Source organism: Anaerobacillus sp. 1_MG-2023 (assembly GCF_030547345.1).
Lineage (GTDB): Bacteria > Bacillota > Bacilli > Bacillales > Guptibacillaceae > Guptibacillus > Guptibacillus hwajinpoensis_B.
Map to the genome: position 1 here is coordinate 1 of NZ_JAUORD010000062.1, position 381 is coordinate 381.

General features: G+C 38.6%; 1 protein-coding gene. It reads right to left on the bottom strand.

Annotated features, from left to right (window positions below; genetic code table 11):
* Positions 1-350 (bottom strand): penicillin-binding transpeptidase domain-containing protein (locus tag Q4550_RS23280; RefSeq protein WP_303536564.1); only part of this gene is annotated, 350 nt, incomplete at its 3' end.
* Positions 351-381: the final 31 nt, after the last annotated feature.

Below are 381 nucleotides of genomic sequence, written 5' to 3' on the forward strand. Positions count from 1 at the left end.
CCCATGTTCACATATGATTTCTTTGGTTCTGTTCCAGGAAAATATAGTGGAGTATCATAAAAATAAGTATTTGGTTGAATGGCCCTATAGTGAAAGCCCGTTAATACAGTAGCTGCTTTAACAGTAGATCCCATTGCATAAGCATCCATAAATGCTCCGTATGAACGATCTTCAAATCCCTTATTTGTTAGTTCTTGTCCTGAAGCTGCTAATATTTCTCCAGTTTTTGGCTCCATCATTACTGCATAAGCGCGTTCCAACGAATAATTTCCTTCTGAGCGTGCTTCTTGTATCTCTTCTTTTAAAATCTCATCTACAGATTGTTGAAGCTCCATATCTAAAGTTAACACTAGATCTCCGCCTCTGGAGCCCGGAATTTCT